The 16,557-nt window shown below is 73.8% G+C and carries 14 protein-coding genes; 4 read left to right on the forward strand and 10 right to left on the reverse strand.

Going from position 1 to position 16,557, the window contains the following annotated elements; all coding sequences use genetic code 11:
* The 7 genes from ABT345_RS24595 to rpe all read right to left on the reverse strand — a co-directional run bounded on the left by ABT345_RS24595 (position 1) and on the right by rpe (position 6,718).
* Positions 1-456, reverse strand: a complete 456-nt coding sequence (locus tag ABT345_RS24595; protein WP_030278633.1) for an Lrp/AsnC family transcriptional regulator — start codon at positions 454-456, stop codon at positions 1-3.
* Positions 457-466: 10 nt separating this feature from the next.
* A complete protein-coding gene (locus tag ABT345_RS24600; RefSeq protein WP_386459816.1) occupies positions 467-1,933 on the reverse strand; it encodes an amino acid permease in 1,467 nt (488 codons plus the stop codon).
* Between the two features lie 344 nt (positions 1,934-2,277).
* Complete coding sequence (locus ABT345_RS24605; RefSeq protein WP_345091716.1) at positions 2,278-3,741, reverse strand: GuaB1 family IMP dehydrogenase-related protein; 1,464 nt, start codon at positions 3,739-3,741, stop codon at positions 2,278-2,280.
* Positions 3,742-3,839: 98 nt separating this feature from the next.
* Complete coding sequence (locus tag ABT345_RS24610; protein ID WP_345091720.1) at positions 3,840-4,280, reverse strand: barstar family protein; 441 nt, start codon at positions 4,278-4,280, stop codon at positions 3,840-3,842.
* Complete coding sequence (locus ABT345_RS24615) at positions 4,277-4,732, reverse strand: guanyl-specific ribonuclease (protein WP_345091722.1); 456 nt, start codon at positions 4,730-4,732, stop codon at positions 4,277-4,279. The genes ABT345_RS24610 and ABT345_RS24615 overlap by 4 nt, the downstream gene beginning before the upstream one ends.
* Before the next feature lie 111 nt (positions 4,733-4,843).
* Positions 4,844-5,833, reverse strand: a complete 990-nt coding sequence (locus ABT345_RS24620; protein ID WP_345092210.1) for a sugar-binding transcriptional regulator — start codon at positions 5,831-5,833, stop codon at positions 4,844-4,846.
* A 204-nt stretch (positions 5,834-6,037) separates the two neighbouring features.
* The gene (gene rpe, locus ABT345_RS24625; RefSeq protein ID WP_345091725.1) at positions 6,038-6,718 is read right to left on the reverse strand and encodes a ribulose-phosphate 3-epimerase; all 681 of its coding nucleotides are present in this window, start codon (positions 6,716-6,718) and stop codon (positions 6,038-6,040) included.
* 195 nt (positions 6,719-6,913) lie between these two features.
* Here rpe and ABT345_RS24630 point away from each other — a divergent pair, with 195 nt between their 5' ends.
* Positions 6,914-8,359, forward strand: a complete 1,446-nt coding sequence (locus ABT345_RS24630) for a glyceraldehyde-3-phosphate dehydrogenase (RefSeq protein ID WP_345091728.1) — start codon at positions 6,914-6,916, stop codon at positions 8,357-8,359.
* A 120-nt stretch (positions 8,360-8,479) separates the two neighbouring features.
* Here ABT345_RS24630 and ABT345_RS24635 read toward each other — a convergent pair whose 3' ends face one another.
* Complete coding sequence (locus ABT345_RS24635) at positions 8,480-9,913, reverse strand: RsmB/NOP family class I SAM-dependent RNA methyltransferase (protein WP_345091731.1); 1,434 nt, start codon at positions 9,911-9,913, stop codon at positions 8,480-8,482.
* A gap of 112 nt (positions 9,914-10,025) precedes the next feature.
* Positions 10,026-10,964, reverse strand: a complete 939-nt coding sequence (gene fmt / locus ABT345_RS24640; RefSeq protein ID WP_345091734.1) for a methionyl-tRNA formyltransferase — start codon at positions 10,962-10,964, stop codon at positions 10,026-10,028.
* A 348-nt stretch (positions 10,965-11,312) separates the two neighbouring features.
* On the opposite strand from fmt, the gene ABT345_RS24645 reads away from it, so the two are divergent.
* The gene (locus ABT345_RS24645; RefSeq protein ID WP_345091737.1) at positions 11,313-11,855 is read left to right on the forward strand and encodes a hypothetical protein; all 543 of its coding nucleotides are present in this window, start codon (positions 11,313-11,315) and stop codon (positions 11,853-11,855) included.
* A gap of 163 nt (positions 11,856-12,018) precedes the next feature.
* Here the strand turns inward: ABT345_RS24645 and ABT345_RS24650 are convergent, their stop codons facing one another.
* A complete protein-coding gene (locus ABT345_RS24650) occupies positions 12,019-14,154 on the reverse strand; it encodes a primosomal protein N' (RefSeq protein ID WP_345091740.1) in 2,136 nt (711 codons plus the stop codon).
* A 601-nt stretch (positions 14,155-14,755) separates the two neighbouring features.
* On the opposite strand from ABT345_RS24650, the gene ABT345_RS24655 reads away from it, so the two are divergent.
* Together ABT345_RS24655 and ABT345_RS24660 are read left to right on the forward strand one after the other, a co-directional pair.
* Positions 14,756-15,655 carry a diiron oxygenase gene (locus ABT345_RS24655; protein WP_345091743.1) on the forward strand — a complete coding sequence of 300 codons (900 nt, stop codon included), beginning with the start codon at positions 14,756-14,758 and terminating at the stop codon, positions 15,653-15,655.
* Between the two features lie 18 nt (positions 15,656-15,673).
* Positions 15,674-16,489 (forward strand): aminoacyl--tRNA ligase-related protein, encoded by an 816-nt coding sequence (locus ABT345_RS24660; RefSeq protein WP_345091746.1) that lies wholly within the window; start codon positions 15,674-15,676, stop codon positions 16,487-16,489.
* Positions 16,490-16,557: the final 68 nt, after the last annotated feature.

The raw sequence follows: 16,557 nt of genomic DNA on the forward strand, positions 1-16,557 counted from the left end.
TCAGCCCGGCGAGCCCGAGCTGAAGCGGCGCAGCAGCGGGGAGAGGACGAGGACGGACTTGGTGCGTTCCACGAACGGTTCGCCCGCGATGCGCTCCAGGACCCGCTCGAAGTGGCGCATGTCGGCGGCGAAGACCTGGACCAGGGCGTCCGCCTCACCGGTGACGGTGGAGGCGGACGCCACTTCCGGATAGCGCGACAGACCGCGGTGGATCGCCTCGGGCGAGGTGTTGCGGCTGCAGTACAGCTCGATGTAGCCCTCGGTCTCCCAGCCCAGCGCCGCCGGGTCGACGCGCACCGTGAAGCCGGTGATGGCTCCCTCGGCGCGCAGCCGGTCCACCCGGCGTTTGACGGCCGGGGCGGAGAGCCCGACCTCCTGGCCGATGTCGGCGTAGCTGCGCCGGGCGTCCTCGGCGAGGGCGTGGACGATGCGTTCGTCGAGGTCGTTCAGTCGCACTGCGGGTGGATCACTTCTCTGACGGGGCCAGCCGGGAGCGGCGCATGCCGTACCCGAAGTAGACCACAAGGCCGACAACCATCCAGATTCCGAAGACCGCCCAGGTCACCGGCGAGAGGCTGCCCATCATGTAGACGCACAGCAGGAAGCCGACCGCCGGGAAGAGCGGCGAGAGCGGGGTGCGGAACGAGCGGGGCATGTCGGGGCGGGTCCGGCGCAGCACGATCACCGCGACATTGACCAGGGCGAAGGCGAAGAGCGTGCCGATGCTGGTGGCGTCCGCCAGCTGGCCGAGCGGTACGGCGGCGGCGAGCACCCCGCAGAAGAGCGAGACGATCACGGTGTTGGCGCGCGGCGCACCGGACTTCGGGTGCACCTTGGAGAACACCCGGGGCACCAGCCCGTCGCGGGACATCGCGAAGAGGATGCGGGTCTGGCCGTAGAGCACGGTCAGCACGACGCTGGCGATGGCGACGACGGCGCCGGCGGCCAGCAGCACGGCCCAGACGTCCTGGCCGGTGACCTCCTTGAGGATCCCGGCGAGCGCCGCCTCCGACCCCTTGAACCGCTGCCAGGGCAGCGCGCCCACCGCGACGGCGGCGACCAGGCAGTAGAGCGTGGTGACGATGAGCAGCGACAGCATGATCGCGCGCGGCAGGTCGCGCTGCGGGTTGCGGGCCTCCTCGCCCGCGGTGGAGGCGGCGTCGAAGCCGATGTAGGAGAAGAAGAGGGTGGCTCCGGCGGCGCTGACACCCGCCATGCCCATCGGCATGAAGTTCGCGTAGTTGCCGGACTTCACGCCCTGGAGCGCGACGCCGCAGAAGAGCAGCAGCGCGACGATCTTGACGGCCACCATGATCGTGTTGGCGCGGGCGCTCTCCTTGGCGCCGCCCAGCAGGAAGACCATGGCGAGCATCACGACCAGCAGCGCCGGAAGGTTGAAGATCCCGCCGCTGCCGGGCGGCTGGGAGAGCGCGTCGGGGATGGTGACGCCGATCGTCCCGGACAGCAGCTCGTTGAGGTACTGCCCCCAGCCGACCGCGACCGCCGCGACGGAGACGCCGTACTCCAGGATCAGACACCAGCCGCAGACCCAGGCGATCAGCTCGCCGAGGGTGGCGTAGGCGTAGGAGTAGGACGAGCCGGAGACCGGGATGGTGCCGGCCAGCTCCGCGTAGGAGAGGGCCGAGAAGAGGGCGGTGATGCCCGCGATGACGAAGGAGAGGATGACGGCCGGTCCGGCGTCGGGCACCGCCTCGCCGAGGACGACGAAGATGCCGGTGCCCAGGGTGGCGCCGATGCTGATCATCGTCAGCTGCCACATGCCCATCGAGCGGCGCAGCGAGCCGCCCTCGCCCTTGCCCCCCTCGGCGACGAGCCGTTCGACGGGCTTGCGCCGCATCAGCCGGGTACCGAGGCCACCCGCGAACGGGGGCCGGGGATCGCTGCCCCCGGGGGACGCGCCGTGCTCCAACACTGGGGTGGCTCCTTCATCGCTGCCGGTCGGGGAACGGGGGACGGTGACCGGCGGCGGTCGGCGTGCGGGCAGGCGGAACGCACCCGCAGCAGGAGACCGCCGAGCAGACGGTCCCCGCCACTCCACGTACAGCGCTTGACCTTACGGCCCGGCCTTGACCTGCCGTAATGCAGGTTCCTTGCGCAACCGCGGCGGAACGTTGCGCACCGCGGCGGGCCCCGGTCGTTCGTTGCGCGCCCACCACCCGATCGTACGGGCGCCGCGCACCGGCCGGAGCTGCGAAAACGCCGCAGGGGCCGCGCGCCGAAGCGGTTCGGCGCGGGCCCCTGCGGGTGGTCGGAGGGTCAGCTCCAGCTGTCGTGCAGCGGCTTGCCCTCGGCGTAGCCGGCGGCGCTCTGCACACCGACCACGGCCTTCTCGGCGAACTCGGCGAGCGAGGCGGCGCCCGCGTAGGTGCAGGAGCTGCGGACGCCCGCGATGATCGAGTCGATGAGGTCCTCGACGCCGGGGCGCGCCGGGTCGACGAACATCCGCGAGGTGGAGATGCCCTCCTCGAAGAGCGCCTTGCGGGCCCGGTCGTAGGCCGACTCCTCGCTGGTGCGGTTGCGCACCGCGCGGGCCGAGGCCATGCCGAAGCTCTCCTTGTACGGACGGCCGTCGGCGGTGTGCTGGAGGTCGCCGGGCGACTCCAGGGTGCCGGCGAACCACGAGCCGATCATGACGTTGGAGGCGCCGGCGGCCAGCGCCATCGCCACGTCACGGGGATGGCGCACCCCGCCGTCGGCCCAGACGTGCTTGCCGTACTTCTTCGCCTCGGCGGCGCACTCCAGGACCGCGGAGAACTGCGGGCGGCCCACGCCGGTCATCATCCGGGTGGTACACATCGCGCCCGGTCCGACGCCGACCTTGATGATGTCCGCCCCGGCCTCGATCAGATCGCGGACGCCCGCGGCGGCGACGATGTTGCCGGCCACGATCGGGACCCGCGGATCCAGCGCCCGGACCGCCTTGACCGCGCTGATCATGGATTCCTGGTGGCCGTGCGCGGTGTCCACGACGAGGGTGTCGACCCCGGCGTCGAGCAGCGCCTTCGCCTTGCCGGCCACATCGCCGTTGATGCCGACGGCGGCGGCGATCCGCAGCCGTCCCTCGGCGTCGGTGGCGGGGGTGTAGAGGGTGGCGCGGAGCGCGCCCTTGCGGGTGAGGATGCCGACCAGCATGCCGTCCTCGTCGACCGCGGGCGCCAGCTTGCGGTTGGCGGCGTCCAGGCGGTTGAACGCCTCGCGCGGGTCGATGTCGGCGTCCAGGACCAGCAGGTCCTTGGACATGACCTCGGAGACCTGCGTGAAGCGGTCGACGCCGGCGAGGTCGTGCTCGGTCACCACACCGAGCGGCCGGCCGCCCTCGACGACGATGCCCGCGCCGTGCGCCCGCTTGGGCAGCAGCGCCAGCGCATCGGCGACGGTCGCGACGGGCGACAGCACGATCGGGGTGTCCAGCACCAGGTGGCGGCGCTTTATCCAGGTGACGACGTCGGTGACGATCTCGATCGGGATGTCCTGCGGGATGACGACGAGGCCGCCGCGGCGGGCGACGGTCTCGGCCATCCGGCGCCCGGCGATGGCGGTCATGTTGGCGACGACCAGCGGGATCGTGGTGCCGCTGCCGTCCGGCGAGGCGAGGTCCACGCCCTGCCGGGAGCCGACGGCCGAGCGGCCGGGCACCATGAACACGTCGTCGTACGTCAGGTCGTACGGCACCGAAGAACACTCTTCGAGGGCGCCGTTCTTCGGGTTCAGGAATCGCATACCCGCCAGGATACGGGCCGCCACCTGCGGTGATGCGATCATCCGACGAAGGGCCACGGCGGGCTGTGCGAAGCGACGAACGGCGCGTGGCGGGCCGCTCAGGCGGGCCGGGCCGGGCCCCGGGCGAGGATCACGGCGAGGCCGGTGTCCGTGTCGCGCCAGTAGCCGACCGCGTCGGCGATGACGTTCTCGACGACGTGCCAGTCCTCGGGCGCGGCGGCGGCGAACTCCTGCCAGCCGGTGATCACCAGCAGCCGCCCGCGGGCGGCCGGGCACCACGACAGATCGGTCAGACAGTCGGCCAGCGCGTCCCAGTTGTGCCCGAACCAGTCGGGAAAGCGCAGCGCACGGGCGCAGCGGTCGAGGAAGGCGGCCTTGTCGTGGACGTCGGTGAGATCGAGGCCGGCGCCCTGCCAGCCGGCGGCGGCGGCCGCGGCGAGCGCATCGCCCACCGGGCGCCCGGCGGGCCAGGACAGCACGCCGGGCGGGGTGGTGCCGCCGAGCACGTTCGCCAGCGGCCGGGGCACGGGCGCGGTCATCGCAGCACCGCCTCGAAGGTCCGGTAGTGGTCGGCGGTGTAGTAGGTCTCGTGGTGCTCACCGGTGATCAGCCGGCGCGCGCCGCGGTCCCGGGAGCCCGGCGTGGGCACGGTGAACTCGTGGTAGTAGCCGCGCGCCTGCCCCGGCAGCCGCTTCTCGTAGTTGCCGAAGACGCTCCCGTCCTTGCGGGGGTACGGGAACGGGCCGCCGGCGTCGATCAGCCGCAGCGTCTCGCGGGCCTCCCGCGGCAGCTCCCGCTCCGGCACCGTCGCCATCCCCTGCGCCCAGCCGGGGACACCGGCCGTACGGGAGGCGGCGGTGCGGGTGGCGGACGGGCCCGGGGAGGCGGCGGAGCCGTGGCTCGGACCGCAGCCGGTCAAGGCCAGCAGCAGCCCGGCGAGCAGCGCCGCGAGGACGGTGACGGCCGGGCGGGCGGAGAAGCGGATCTTCATGCGCCGATGCTGTCACAGCGGGGGCCGGGCCGCCGCGCCGGTTCCGCCGCTGCGGTGGGGCGACGGCGCCCGGAGCCCCGCCACCGGGCGCCGTCGCTCAGGCGCCGTCGCTCAGGCGCCGTCCGGGTCCGTGCGCTCCAGCGCCGGGCGCGGGCCCGGGCCCGTCTCCAGCAGCAGGTGGTCGGCGGCGGCGGTGTCCGTGACCAGGCTGGTGACCAGGCCGGAGCGGAGCACCGCGCCGATCGCGGCGGCCTTGCGGCGGCCGCCCGCGATGGCCACGACCTCGGGGATCCGGCGCAGCCGGTCCGCCTCGACGGTGATGCACCGCTCGCCCAGATCCCGGCCGATGCGGCGGCCCTCGGTGTCGAAGAGGTGCGCGGACATCTCGGCGGCGGCGCCCAGCGAGGCGTAGTGCGCGCGCTCGTCGTCGCTCAGCATGTCGTAGACGGTCGAGACGCCGGGCTCCCAGGAGCCGATGGAGACGCAGGCGACGGTGACCTTGTCGAAGTGGTCGAAGGCGCGGGCGATACCGGTCTGACCGCGCAGCGCGGCGGCGGTCGCCGGATCCGGCAACAGCATCGGCGCGTAGATCGGGTGCGCCTCGCCGCCGGAGACCTCGGCGGCCCGGCGGACGGCCTCGACGGAGCCGCGGTCGGCGGTCCCCGCGTCGTAGACGCCGGTCAGCTGGACGACGGTGCACGGCGGGAGGCGGTGCAGCGCCGCCGCCATGTGGATGGTGGAGCGGCCCCAGGCGAGGCCGAGCACATCGCCCTCGGTGACCAGCTCGCCGAGGAGATCGGCGGCGACCTCACCGAGGTTCTCCGGGTCGGCGGCCTCCTCGGAGGCGTCGGCCGGGGACTCGACGACGACGGCGTGCCGCAGGCCGTAGCGGGCGCGCAGCGCGTCGGAGCGTTCGGCGTCCAGCTCGGACGGCACCCGGATCTCGATCCGTACGAGATCCCGCTCCAGCGCCGTCTCCAGCACCCGGGCGACCTTGAAGCGGCTGACGCCGAACTCCTCGGCGATCTGGATTTTGGACTTGCCCTCCAGATAGAAACGGCGGGCCATGGCCGCGGCCTGCACCAGCTCGGCGGGGCCCATACCGGACTGCGGGCGGCTGGCTACCACGAAATTCTCCCCTGTGCGCATCTGATCGGGTCTTTGCTCATCCTTGCAGAAACCCGCGGCGGACGGGGACCACGGCCACCCCGGGGCCGTGAACGGCCGGTGGCGGCGCGGACAACCGCGGGCGGGGCGGGGATGAAAGGAGCGGCGGCGGGGCGCGGTTCGCCCCGCCACCCGGGATCAGTGGGCGCAGCCCCAGCCCGCCGCCGTCGCGGCCACGGCCTGTTCCCGCAGCTCACGGACTGCCTTCGCCGGATCGTCGGCACCGTAGACGGCGGACCCGGCGACGAAGACGTCGGCACCGGCCTCGGCGCACCGCTCGATGGTGGACGCCGACACCCCGCCGTCCACCTGGAGCCACATCTGGAGCCCGTGCCGGGAGATCAGCTCACGGGTGCGGCGGATCTTCGGCAGCATGATGTCGAGGAACGCCTGCCCGCCGAAGCCCGGCTCCACGGTCATGATCAGCACCATGTCCAGCTCGGGCAGCAGGTCCTCGTACGGCTCGATCGGGGTGGCCGGCTTGAGGGCCATGGACGCCCGGGCGCCCTGCGCCCGGATCTCCCGCGCCAGCCGGACGGGGGCGGCCGCCGCCTCCGCGTGGAAGGTCACCGAGCCCGCGCCCGCCTCGACGTACCGCGGCGCCCACCGGTCCGGGTCCTCGATCATCAGATGGAGGTCGAGCGGGGTGTCCGTCGCCCGGCTCAGCGACTCGACGACCGGCACCCCGAGCGTGAGATTGGGCACGAAGTGGTTGTCCATCACGTCGACATGGAGCCAGTCGGCGCCCTCGACGGCACGCGCTTCCTCGGCGAGCCGGGAGAAGTCCGCGGACAGGATGCTGGGGTTGATCAAGGCCATGTGACCAGTATGGCCTGCCCCTCGCGGGGCCTTCGCGGGGTGGCCCCGCGAAGGCCCGGGACGGGCCGCGGACGACGGCCGCGGGCCCGCGGACCGGCCCCGCCCGCCGCGCTCCCCCTCGGACACCGGCCGGAGTATCGAATTTGCGTCGGGTTAGCATATGAGCACCGCCTAGCTCGATCGAGAGATAAGCCTGTGACTGTCAACGACGACTCGTTCACCAACTGGAAGAACCGCGAGGAGATCGCGGAGTCGATGATCCCGATCATCGGGAAGCTGCACCGCGAGCGGGACGTGACCGTCCTGCTGCACAGCCGCTCCTTGGTGAACAAGTCGGTGGTCAGCATCCTCAAGACCCACCGCTTCGCCCGGCAGATCGCCGGTGAGGAGCTGTCGGTCACCGACACCCTGCCGTTCCTCCAGGCGCTCACCACGCTCGACCTCGGCCCCTCCCAGATCGACCTCGCGCTGCTCGCCGCGACGTACCAGGCCGACGAGCGCGGCCTGAGCGTCGAGGAGTTCACCGCCGAGGCGGTCGCCGGCGCCACCGGCGCCAACAAGATCGAGTGCCGCCGGGGCCGGGACGTCGTCCTGTACGGCTTCGGCCGCATCGGCCGCCTCGTGGCCCGGCTGCTCATCGAGAAGGCCGGCTCCGGCAACGGTCTGCGGCTGCGCGCCATCGTCGTGCGCGGCGGCGGCGCCGACGACCTGGTCAAGCGCGCCTCGCTGCTGCGGCGCGACTCCATCCACGGTCAGTTCCAGGGCACGATCACCGTGGACGAGGCGAACAGCACCATCGTCGCCAACGGCAACGAGATCAAGGTGATCTACGCGAACGATCCCTCCGAGATCGACTACACCGCGTACGGCATCAACGACGCCATCCTCATCGACAACACCGGCAAGTGGCGCGACCGCGAGGGGCTCTCCAAGCACCTGCGCCCCGGTGTCGACAAGGTCGTCCTGACCGCCCCGGGCAAGGGCGATGTCCCGAACATCGTCCACGGCGTCAACCACGACATGATCAAGCCGGACGAGCAGATCCTCTCCTGCGCCTCCTGCACCACCAACGCGATCGTCCCGCCGCTGAAGGCGATGGAGGACGAGTACGGCGTCGTGCGCGGCCACGTCGAGACCGTCCACTCGTTCACCAACGACCAGAACCTGCTGGACAACTACCACAAGTCGGAGCGGCGCGGCCGCTCGGCGCCGCTCAACATGGTGATCACGGAGACGGGCGCCGCCTCCGCCGTCGCCAAGGCGCTGCCCGATCTGAAGGCAAAGATCACCGGCAGCTCGATCCGGGTGCCCGTGCCGGACGTCTCCATCGCGATCCTCAACCTCCAGCTGGCCCGCGAGACCACCCGCGAGGAGGTCCTCGACCACCTCCGCGAGGTCTCGCTGACCTCCCCGCTGAAGCGTCAGATCGACTTCACCAGCGCCCCCGACGCCGTCTCGAACGACTTCATCGGCTCGCGCCACGCCTCGATCGTCGACGCCGGCGCCACCAAGGTCGAGGGCGACAACGCCATCCTCTACCTCTGGTACGACAACGAGTTCGGCTACTCCTGCCAGGTCATCCGCGTCGTGCAGTACGTCTCCGGCGTCGAGTACCCGACGTACCCGGCTCCGGCGGTCTGAGCACACGGCACCCGCCAACGGCGAAGCGGCCGGCGAGCTGCCGTGGCCGGCGCCTGACCCCTACGGGTCGGGCACCGGCCACGGCGGCCGCCGGCCGCGGGCGTTCCGGGCGCCGCCCGCTCAGGCGGTGCGCCGCAGCAGCGCCAGATACATCGCGTCCGTGCCGTGCAGATGCGGCCAGAGCTGGACGTCGGGGCCGTCGCCCAGCGCCGGGACGCCGGGCATCAGCGGGCGGGCGTCGATCCACTCGGCGGCGACGGGGTGGCCGCCGCGGCCCTTGAGGACGTCGTCGACGACGGCGCGGGTCTCGGCGAGGTGCGGGGAGCAGGTCGCGTAGCCGACGACGCCGCCGACCCGGACGGCGGCCAGCGCCTGGCGCAGCAGTTCCCGCTGGAGCGGCGCGAAGCCGTCCAGATCCTCCGGGCGGCGGCGCCAGCGGGCCTCGGGGCGGCGGCGCAGCGCGCCCAGACCGGTGCACGGCACGTCGACCAGCACCCGGTCGAAGGCGCCGGGCCGCCACGCGGGGCGGGTGCCGTCGGCGGCGATCACGGTGTACGGGCCGGGGTTGCCGGCCAGGGCGCGGGCCACCAGACCGGCGCGGTGCGGCTGCTTCTCGGACGCCACCAGCGCCGCCCCGCGCTCCGCCGCCAGCGCGGCCAGCAGCGCGGCCTTGCCGCCGGGACCGGCGCAGGCGTCCAGCCAGCGCCGGTCCTCGCCCTCGACGGGCGCGCCCGCCAGCGCCAGCGCGACCAGCTGGCTGCCCTCGTCCTGCACCCCGGCGCGGCCCTCGCGCACCGCGTCCAGCGCCCCGGGCTCACCGCCCTCGGCCAGCCGGACCGCGTACGGCGACCAGCGGCCGGGCAGCGCGCGGTCCTCGCCGGCGGCGGTCAGCAGCTCCTCGGCGGTGGAGCGGCCGGGGCGGGCGACCAGCGTGACCTCGGGCCGTTCGTTGTCGGCCTCCAGCAGGTCCTCGATGCCCGCGCGGCCGCCGCCGAGCGCATCCCACAGCGCGGAGACGATCCAGCGGGGGTGGGCGTGGACCAGGCCGAGGTGCTCCTCGGCGTCCTCGTCGTACGCGGGGGCGATCCGCTCCAGCCAGTCGTCCATGCCGTGCGCCGCGACCTTGCGCAGCACCGCGTTGACGAACTTCGCGCGGCCGTCGCCGAGCACCACCCGGGCCAGTTCCACGCTGGCGCTGACCGCCGCGTGGGTGGGGATACGGGTGCCGAGCAGCTGGTGGGCGCCGAGGGTGAGGACGTCGAGGACCGGCGGGTCGACCTCGCGCAGCGGGCGGTCCACGCACTGCGCGACGATCGCGTCGTAGGTGCCCTGGCGGCGCAGCGTGCCGTAGACCAGCTCGGTGGCGAGCGCCGCGTCCCGGCTGTCGAAGTCCGGGCTCTCGCGTGCCTTGCGCAGCAGCGGCGGCAGGACGAGGTTGGCGTAGGCGTCCCGCTCGTCGACGGCCCGCAGCGCCTCGAACGCGAGGATCCGGACCGGGTCCTTCTGCGGGCGGCGGTAGGGCTTGCTGGGACGGCGACGCGGCTGCTGGCTCACGAAAAGGTGCTCCGGGTACGAGAAAAAGGATGTGTGACCAGCGTACGCGCGGGCCGCGGAGCCCGGCGGCGGCGGCCTTCGGCGGGCCGCCGTCCCGGAGCCCGCCCGGTGGCTACTCCCCGATCACCTCGCCCGCCTCGATGCGGACGCCGCGCGCCCAGTCGGCGCCCTTCATCGGCTTCTTGCCCTGCGGCTGGACCCACAGCAGCTCGACGGCGTGGCTGCCGGTGCCGACGTACACCGCCTTCTTGGTGACGGCCAGTTCCCCGGGGGCGAGGTGCAGACCGGCGTCCTGACCGACGGATGCCGTGGCCATCAGCTTCAGGCGCTCGCCGCGGAACAGCGTCCAGGCGCCGGGCGCGGGCGCGCAGCCGCGCACCACCCGCTCCACCCGCAGCGCGGGCGCCGCCCAGTCCACCCGGGCGTCCTCGACCTCGATCTTCGGGGCGAGCGAGACACCCTCGGCGGGCTGCGGGACGGCGTGCAGGGTGCCGTCCTGGATGCCGTCCATCGTCGCGGCGAGCAGCCCGGCGCCGGCGAAGGCGAGCCGGGTCAGCAGGTCACCGGCGGTGTCGGTGGGGCGGATCTCCTCGGTGAGCACGCCGAAGACCGGGCCGGAGTCGAGCCCCTTCTCGATCTGGAAGGTGGAGGCGCCGGTGACCTCGTCCCCGGCGAGCACCGCGTGCTGCACGGGGGCGGCGCCGCGCCAGGCCGGCAGCAGCGAGAAGTGGAGGTTGACCCAGCCCTTGGCCGGGACGTCCAGCGCGGACTGCGGCAGCAGCGCGCCGTAGGCGACGACCGGGCAGCAGTCGGGGGCGATCTCCCGCAGCCGCGCCAGGAATTCGGGGTCGCCGGGCTTCGCGGGCTTGAGCACCTCGATGCCCGCCTCCTCGGCCCGCTCGGCGACGGGGCTCGCGACCAGCCGCCGGCCGCGGCCGGCCGGGGCGTCCGGCCGGGTCACCACGGCCACCACCTCATGCTGGTCCGAGGCGATCAGGGCATCCAGGGCAGGTACGGCGACCTCGGGGGTACCGGCGAAGACGAGCCTCATGGGTGGCGCACTACCTCTCACACGCTGCGGAACGGCGCACCAGTCTACGGCCGGGCGCCGCCCCCGCCGGGTGCACGGGGCCCGGGCCGGCCGTCCGCCCGGTGGCGTACGCCCCCGTGGCCGCGGCGTCGGCCCGGCGCCGGCGGGGCGGCGGGACGGTGCCGGAGCCGCCGGGCCGGGGGCGTGCGGGGTGCGCCGCGCCGTCCTGACGAGCCGTTACGCCCCCACACCGTGACCCCAGGCGCCGCTGCCGCGTTGGTCAAACAGCATTGACCATCCCCACCCGGGCCGCAGGCGCGGCCCACCCCTGTCATCTTCCCTTTCCACGCCGGTTCGAGAGGCTTTCACATGGCCGACCACGCAACCCACGACGCCCAGGCGCGCGCCAGCCTGCATCTCCTGGTACGCGACATCGAGCGGGTACGCCGGCAGGTGGACGCGTTGCGCACCCTGACCGCTCAGCTCGGCAACGTCTACCGGCCGCGCCGCACCGGCCCCTCCGCCGGATTCGTCGTCTACGGACGCGCGCCCGCCCCCACGGTCCGCCTCGCCCAGGAGCTGCGGGACAGCGTCGAAACGCTCGTCACGGCCGCCGTCGACTTCGACCGTTCGCTGGGCTTCTCCTGGGACGCGGTGGGCTCCGCGCTCGGCGTCACCAAGCAGGCGGTGCACCGGCGTTACGGCGGCCGCCGGGCCGCGCAGCACTCCGCGGAGGGCGCCGACACCGCGCACCGCTCCCCCGAGGCGACCACCTCCCGCGCGGTGGCCGTCGCCGCGGGCCTGTCCGGGACGCCGTCGGTGCCCGCGGCCCGCCAGATGCCGGGCCAGCCCGCCGCCGCCCCCCGCGAGGAGCCGCGGACCGGCGCGTTCCCCGCGCCGCGCAACGGCTGACGGCCCGCCTGCCCGGCCGCCGGGCGCCCGGCGCGTCCCGAAGTGCCCCGCGCCCGCGGGCCGGGGCGCCCGCACGAGGCGCCGGCCGACCTGCCGCCCACGGCGGAGCGCCGTGCGTCCGCGGGCCGGAGGCGACGGCCCCGACCGGGCCCACGGCCCGCGATCACCCCAGGTCGGGCGGGTCGATCCGGACCCGGACCGCCTCCCCCTCCCGCTTGACCAGACGGGCCGCGCGGGCCGCCTTCAGGGCCGCCGCCAGCGCCGCGCCCTGACCGGGCCGTACACGGACCAGCACCCGCTCCCAGCTCTCGCCCGGCGGCGGATCGCCGGGACGGCGCGGCCGCCCGGGGTCGGCGACCGGCAGCGGCACCGGGCCCAGCACCTCGGCCCCCGGCGGGAGTTCGGCCAACCGCAGCAGCGCGGCGACGTCCTCGGGGCGGCCGGCGACCGCCGCCATCCGGGAGACCGGCGGGAAGCCCAGCTCGGCCCGCTCCGCCAGCTCGCGGACGGCGTGGCCCACCGGATCCCAGCGCACCAGCGCCTGCACCGGCCGCAGCGTCGGCTCCGCTATCACCGCGACCGTGCCGCCCGCCTCCTGACCGCGCACCAGCGAGGCGGCCGTCAGCCAGCGGCGCAGCGCCTCCTCGCCGGCGCGCAGATCGGGGCGGCCGAGCAGCGCCCAGCCGTCCAGCAGCAGCCCGGCGGCGTAGCCGGGGCCCTCCGCGACCGGCTCGGCGCCCGGGGTGGAGACCACCAGCGCGGGGGTGTCCGGCACCGTCGCCAGCACATGGTCGCGGCCCGAGGTGCGCACGGGTACGGCGGGGAACGCCCGGCCCAGCTCCTCGGCCGTGCGCCGGGCGCCCACCACCTGGGCGCGCAGCCGGGCGCCGCCGCACTCCGCGCAGTGCCAGTCCGCCTCCGCCCGTCCGCACCAGGCGCACACCAGGTCGTCGGCGCCGGGCGACTCCAGCGGGCCCGCGCAGGCGCGGCAGCGGGCCGGGGTGCGGCAGCGGGCGCAGGCCAGCCGGGGGGCGTAGCCGCGCCGGGGGACCTGGACAAGGACCGGGCCGTGCCTGAGCCCCTCGCGCACCACCTGCCAGGCCATCGTCGGCAACCGGGCCGCGCGGGCCGCCTCGTCGCGCGCCTCGTCGCCCTCGCCGACCGTACGGATGCGGGGGGCGGTGGCGCGGACCCGCTCGCGGTCGGCGGTCAGCGGACGCGCCCAGCCCGTCTCGACCAGCTGCGCCGCCTCGACCGTGCAGCTCACGCCGCCGAGCAGGAATCCGGCCCGCTCCCCCACGGCGCGCTGGATCAGCACCTCGCGGGCGTGCGGCTGCGGGGCGTGCGGGTCGCTGAGCGCGGCGTCGCCGTCGTCCCAGAGGGCGACCAGGCCGAGGCGGTCGACGGGGGCGAACATCGCGGCGCGGGTGCCGATCACGGCGCGCACCGAGCCGCGGCTGACGGCGAGCCAGCGGCGGTAGCGCTCCTCGGGCCCGGCGTCGGCGGTGAGCTGGACGTGGCGGCCGGCGCCGACGAGGGCGGTGAGCGCGGCGTCCACCCGGGCGGCGGCGCGGCCGTCGGGCACCACGATCAGGGCGCCGCGGCCGGCGGCGAGCGCGGCGGCGGCGGCGCGCGCCAGCTCGTCGGGCCAGGTGGCGCCGGGCAGCGCCGTCCACACCGCGCGCGGTGCGTCCCCCCGGGCCAGCGCGGTGAGGAAGCCGGGCCCGGCCGCGTACCGCTGCCAGCTCCCGGGCTCGGGCGGGGCGTTGGGCGGCAGCGGGGGCGGGGACTCCTTGGCCTCGGCGCGGGCGCGGCGGGGCGGGACGGCGAGCTGGACGACGTCGGCGAGGCTGCCGGCGTAGCGGTCGGCGACGGCGCGGCACAGGGCGAGCAGTCCGGGGGTGAGCACCGGCTCCGGGGAGAGGACCTGGGCGAGCGGGGCGAGGACGCCGCGGAAGTCGCTCTCTGCGACGCGGTCGACGATGAAGCCGCTGACCAGCTTGCCGCCCTCGCGCCGCCCGCCCTTCTCGCCCGCCCCGAAGCGGACGCGCACCCGCACCCCGGGGCGCGCCTCGGCGTCCATGGCGGCGGGGACGACGTAGTCGAAGTAGCGGTCGAGGTGGACGAGGCCCTTGTCCACGAGGACGCGGGCGACGGGCAGCTCGGCGGCGGGCTCGGCGCCGCGCCAGGTGCGCGGCTTGGCGCGGGTCGCCTTCGTCTCCCGCACGCTCGCCCGGATGAGGGCCAGCTGCTCGCCCGCATCCGCCCCTGCCCCCTGGCGCCCGTCTTCCCTGCTCACGGCATCCAGTCTTAGCAGACGGCACCGACAACGGCGGGTGCGTGCGCGCTGCCCGGAGGGGGCCGGGCGGCGCCCCGGGGGCCCTCGCGCGCGGGCCCCCGCCCGGGCGCCCGTGGCAGCGGTTCACACACAGGAGCGAATTCGAGTCGTTCCCCGGACGCCGGAAACACGAGCTGGCCGCCCCCGGCACATCGAAATCACCAGGCCGAAGCCGTGCGGCGGCTGCGCGAAGTCGGCCGGAAAGGACGCAACGCACCCCTGGGGAGACTTACCGCACAGACAGCCGCTTCATACTGCCGAAATACTGCTGCAATATTCGGGGCGGCTTGTCAGGAGGTAACTCCCTCAGCAGCATCGTCACAAACGGAAGACGCACTTCCCCTTCTTTTCACCAGGGGATCTGGCCCCCTGGCAAGGCAAAGCGCTAAAGTCTCCGGCGGGCATTCGACGCCACTGACTCCCCATCGCCCGACCGCCGTCACTTCTCCGTACGCATTCCCATCCCCACTTCCCCATAACGGCCTTTGCGCCGACCGATCACGCCGTGCGGCTCCCTGTCCGCCGCGGTCCTGCTTTCCCCCGATCGCCGAAAGGGAATTGAATGCTGTCGACCACCACGCCCAGACCGGAGCGGGAACAGCGTTTCGTCGAGATACTCCAGCGGCTCGTCGACAAGTCGGTCGACGAGTACTACAACCCGTATCGCGAGTTCGACTGGCCCGAGACGTTGCCGTCCGAAATGATGTGGATGAGTGAGGACCTCACCTCCACCTACGGCACGGAAATCGTGAACGAACTCACCGAGGCGCAGCGGCAGCAACTCTCGCGCTGGGAGAGCATCAATTTCTACAGCCTGAACGTCGAAGGCATTCGAGAACTCCTGGTGGAGGTGGTGCGCCGCATCCACACCCGCGGGTTCGAGATCCCGTCGGACTTCTTCCACCACTTCGTCGGCGAAGAGAACGAACACATGTGGTTCTTCGCCGAATTCTGTCTGCGCTACGGCGGGAAGATCTACTCGGGCCCGAAGCTGAACTCCATCGCCCACGAGGACCCCCGCGTCGAGAATCTCCTGGTGTTCTGCCGGGTGCTCCTCTTCGAGGAGATCGTCGACCACTACAACATGCGCATGGCCGGCGACGCCTCGCTCCACGAGACGATCCGCCAGGTCAACCGCGTGCACCATGAGGACGAGTCCCGGCACATCGCCTTCGGCCGGGAGCTGGTCTCGCTGCTCCACGCCGATCTCGTCGGAGATCTCACCCCCGGGCAGCGCGAGGAGATCGAGCAGTACCTCAAGCGCTACATCGCCTTCAGTCTGCGGTCCTTCTACAATCCGCAGATCTACCGCGACGCCGGAATTCCCGACCCGCTCGGATTCCGGGAACGGCTCCTCGCCGAGCCCTCGCGACGGGATGCCGAGCGCCGTGCCGTGCGCAAGCCGCTGGCGTTCATGTGCAAGACCGGCATCTTCGCCGACGACGTCCTGCCCGGCATCTGAGCGGGCGGGAGGACTTCCGTGGAACCCAACGGTCTGCTGTTCCTGCGCGCCGACGAAGCCGCCGCGCTCCACCGCCTCGACCGCACCTTCGCCGAATGGGGCACCGCCCGCGGCGCCGAGCCCGTCGTCGGGCCGGCCCTGCTCCCGGTCGCCGGTCTGGCCAAGCTCGACTACTACCAGAACTTCCCGCACCAGGCGCTCACCGTCAGCGGCCTGGATCTGGAGCGGCGCCCCCGCGGCGAGCCGGCGGCCACCGCCTTCCCGCCCGGCGAACTCCTGCCCGCCGAGGTCGCCCCGCCGCCCGCCACCTGCTACGCCGTCTACCTCGGCCTGGAGGGCACGACGCTGGAGCGGGACACCCTGATCACCCTCGTCGGACGGTGCTTCCGCCGCGAGGAGCACTACACCGGGCTGCGCCGGCTGCTCGGCTTCCACATGCGCGAGATCGTCGCGCTGGGCAGCCAGGAGTTCGTCGAGGACCATCTGGAGCGCTCCACGCAGCGCATCCTCGCCTTCGCCGAGGCGCTGGGCCTGGAGATGCGCAAGGAGCCCGCGTCCGACCCGTTCTTCGACGGCGAGGGGCCGCGCGCCAAGCTCCAGATGCTGTCGCCGGTGAAGTACGAATTCCTCGTCGGCGACCTCGCCATCGCGTCCGTGAACAAGCACCGCAACTTCTTCGGCGAGCGCTGCGACATCCGCGTCGCCGGCACCGGCCGCCCGGTGTTCACCAGCTGTGTCGCCTTCGGCCTGGAGCGCTGGCTCGCCGTGCTGCACGAGAAGCACGGCGACTGGGCGGCCGTCGCCACGGCCCTCGACAAGGCCTCCGTGGCCTGATCCGCCGCGCGGGCCCCGCCCGCCGCGTCCGCTCCTCCCTTCCCCGCCCCACCCTTCGAAGGAGTCCG

Source organism: Streptomyces sp. NPDC000404, from assembly GCF_040300365.1.
Taxonomy (GTDB): domain Bacteria; phylum Actinomycetota; class Actinomycetes; order Streptomycetales; family Streptomycetaceae; genus Streptomyces; species Streptomyces ramulosus.